This is a genomic window from Bacillus norwichensis, from assembly GCF_014836955.1.
In the GTDB taxonomy this organism is placed as follows: Bacteria; Bacillota; Bacilli; order Bacillales; family Bacillaceae_C; genus Siminovitchia; species Siminovitchia norwichensis.
In genome coordinates, this window is the sequence record NZ_JACSPV010000063.1 from 14,713 (window position 1) to 17,417 (window position 2,705).

Consider the following 2,705-nt stretch of genomic DNA (forward strand, 5'->3'; position numbering starts at 1 on the left):
CGATACAGCACAATGAAGCCATTACTTCTGTTAAGTAATGGGAATTTGGGTGGAACCACGAGACTATACACACTCGTCCCTTTTATAGGGATGGGTGTGTTTTTTTATTTTTTACATTTCAAAAAGGAGCGGTTCGATAATGGAACAAAATGAAATAATTATAAAATTTCCTGATGGTAATGAAAAGAGATATGACAAAGGAATTTCATTGGAGGATATTGCACAGTCAATCAGTCCAAGCTTAAGGAAGAAATCAGTAGGTGGGATGGTAAATGACGCATTATATGACTATACACGCGGTATCAATGATGATGCATACATTGAGTTATTCTCTCTTAACTCACCAAGAGGCGTTGAAATAATGAGGCATACAGCTGCTCATATATTAGCTCAGGCAGTCAAGCGCTTATATGGAAATGTTCATTTAGGAATAGGTCCAGTTATAGAAAATGGCTTCTACTATGATATAGATTTGGAAGTGAACATGACCGTTCATGATTTAGCAATGATTGAAAAAGAGATGAATAACATTATCTCTGAAAATCTTTGCATTATGCGTGAAGAAATATCACGTGAAAAAGCGAAAGAAATCTTTGCACATGATCCCTTGAAGCTAGAGTTATTGGAGGATATTCCATTAGAAGAGGCTATTACAGTATATCGCCAAGGAGAATTTATCGATTTATGCCGCGGCCCTCATTTACCAGCCACTCACTTAATTAAAGCATTTAAATTAACTCATGTATCAGGAGCTTATTGGCGTGGAGATAGCAATAGCAAAGTACTCCAACGAATTTATGGTGTTGCTTTTGCAACTAAAGAGGATTTAGAAGATTATTTTCATAATATGGAGGAGGCACAAAAAAGAAATCATCGTAAATTGGGAAGTGAATTAGAACTATTTATGTTTTCTGAAGAAGCACCCGGAATGCCATTCTATTTACCAAACGGGCAAATTATTCGTAATGAATTGGAAACATTTTTGAGGAAGCTGCAAACTTCATATGATTATAAAGAAGTTCGGACACCTACTATGATGAATCAACAGCTATGGGAAAAATCCGGCCATTGGGAGCACTATAAAGAAAATATGTACTTTTCCAATGTAGATGATCAAAGTTTTGCATTAAAGCCTATGAACTGCCCAGGCCACATGCTTATTTTTAAAAACAAGCTGCATTCCTATCGTGATCTTCCGGTTCGGATGGCTGAGTTCGGGCAAGTTCACCGTCATGAATTCAGCGGTGCATTAAACGGAATGTTACGGGTTCGTACATTTTGTCAGGACGATGCTCATATTTTTGTTACACCGGATCAAATTGAAGCTGAAATTGCTTTAGCATTAAACGTTATTGATTACGTTTATCGTACATTTGGTTTTAATTACGAAATTGAATTATCTACAAGGCCAGAGAATTACATGGGTGATGATGGTTTATGGGAGAAAGCGGAAGATGCCCTGAAAAATGTTTTAAATAAGCTTAGTTACGAATATAAAATTAACCCAGGCGACGGCGCTTTTTATGGACCAAAAATTGATGTCCATATTAAAGATGCCCTGAAAAGGAGTCATCAATGTGCTACAGTTCAGCTAGACTTTCAAATGCCAGAGAAGTTTGACTTAACTTATATAGATGAACAAAATAAAAAAGTTCGACCAGTTGTTATCCACCGTGCTGTCTTTGGATCCCTTGATCGTTTTCTCGGTATTTTGATTGAACATTTCGGCGGCGCATTCCCTATTTGGTTAGCACCCGTTCAAGTAAAAGTAATAGCAGTATCAAATAACATTCATCAAGCATATGTGGAAGAGATTGTGCACCGCTTAAAGCAAGAAGAAATACGCGTTGAACTTGACTTACGTGATGAGAAGCTTGGCTATAAAATCAGGGAGGCGCAAATAAAGAAAATACCACACATTCTTGTAATAGGTGATAAAGAACTCGAAAATCAGTCAGTTAATGTAAGACATTATGGAAAACGTGATTCAATTGAGGTTGAGCTAGAAGAGTTTATTTCTAAGCTAAAGGAATCCATCGAAAAAAAAATCTCTTGATTTGTAATAAAAATGGGTTAGTCAAATAAAGACTTGCTTTATTCGACTAACCCCATTCAAGTCTATATCAAGATTATTCACCTGTAATATTTTCGATATTGGTGGAAATAACAGAAAAGCAAAAAAACGCTTTTTCTTGATTTTATATTGTCCCATTAATAACTCTTACTATTTATCGGAAAATACAAAAAATGAAAACCTTCCCTCAGGATGGATTGAATTTCTATAAAAGGCTGGCCTATCATTCGCTTTTTTCGACTGGATATTTTAGAGCGTTCTTCTTCATTTTCTTAAATGCTTCTTCTTTCAAATCTATATTCATTTTTTCTGCTAACTGCAGAAGGTATATAAATACATCTGCCATCTCTTCTTTAATGTTCTGTTCAGACTCAGCAACTGCTCTTTCACTGTCCCTCCATTGAAAATTCTCTAAAAGTTCATTTGCTTCTAGAGAAATAGAAATAGCTAAATCTTTTTCATTATGATAAGGGGCCCATCCCCGTTCATCTCTAAACTCAATTATTTTCTGCATTAGATCTTTCATTTTTAGCCCACCTATTTTGATTTTATTACACTAGCGTTGCATAAACGATGTTTTAATATTCTGTAAGTATACCTTCCTGAAAAACGCTAAAAAAAGCAAAGCCTT

Annotated in this window: 2 protein-coding genes and 1 other annotated feature (1 of these 3 running past the window's edge); of the genes, one reads left to right on the forward strand and one right to left on the reverse strand. The window is 35.5% G+C overall.

What is annotated here, in order from left to right; translation table 11 throughout:
• Positions 1-84, forward strand: a binding site (T-box leader); it begins 242 nt to the left of the window's first position.
• A 55-nt stretch (positions 85-139) separates the two neighbouring features.
• The gene (gene thrS, locus H9631_RS20920) at positions 140-2,056 is read left to right on the forward strand and encodes a threonine--tRNA ligase (RefSeq protein ID WP_191816191.1); all 1,917 of its coding nucleotides are present in this window, start codon (positions 140-142) and stop codon (positions 2,054-2,056) included.
• Positions 2,057-2,297: 241 nt separating this feature from the next.
• Here the strand turns inward: thrS and H9631_RS20925 are convergent, their stop codons facing one another.
• The gene (locus H9631_RS20925) at positions 2,298-2,600 is read right to left on the reverse strand and encodes a nucleotide pyrophosphohydrolase (RefSeq protein ID WP_191816193.1); all 303 of its coding nucleotides are present in this window, start codon (positions 2,598-2,600) and stop codon (positions 2,298-2,300) included.
• Between the last annotated feature and the right edge of the window lie 105 nt (positions 2,601-2,705).

Excerpts from the sequence above, each read along its gene's own strand:
- thrS (WP_191816191.1), top strand. The coding sequence starts at position 140 with ATGGAACAAAATGAAATAATTATAAAATTTCCTGATGGTAATGAAAAG.
- H9631_RS20925 (WP_191816193.1), bottom strand. The coding sequence starts at position 2,600 with ATGAAAGATCTAATGCAGAAAATAATTGAGTTTAGAGATGAACGGGGA.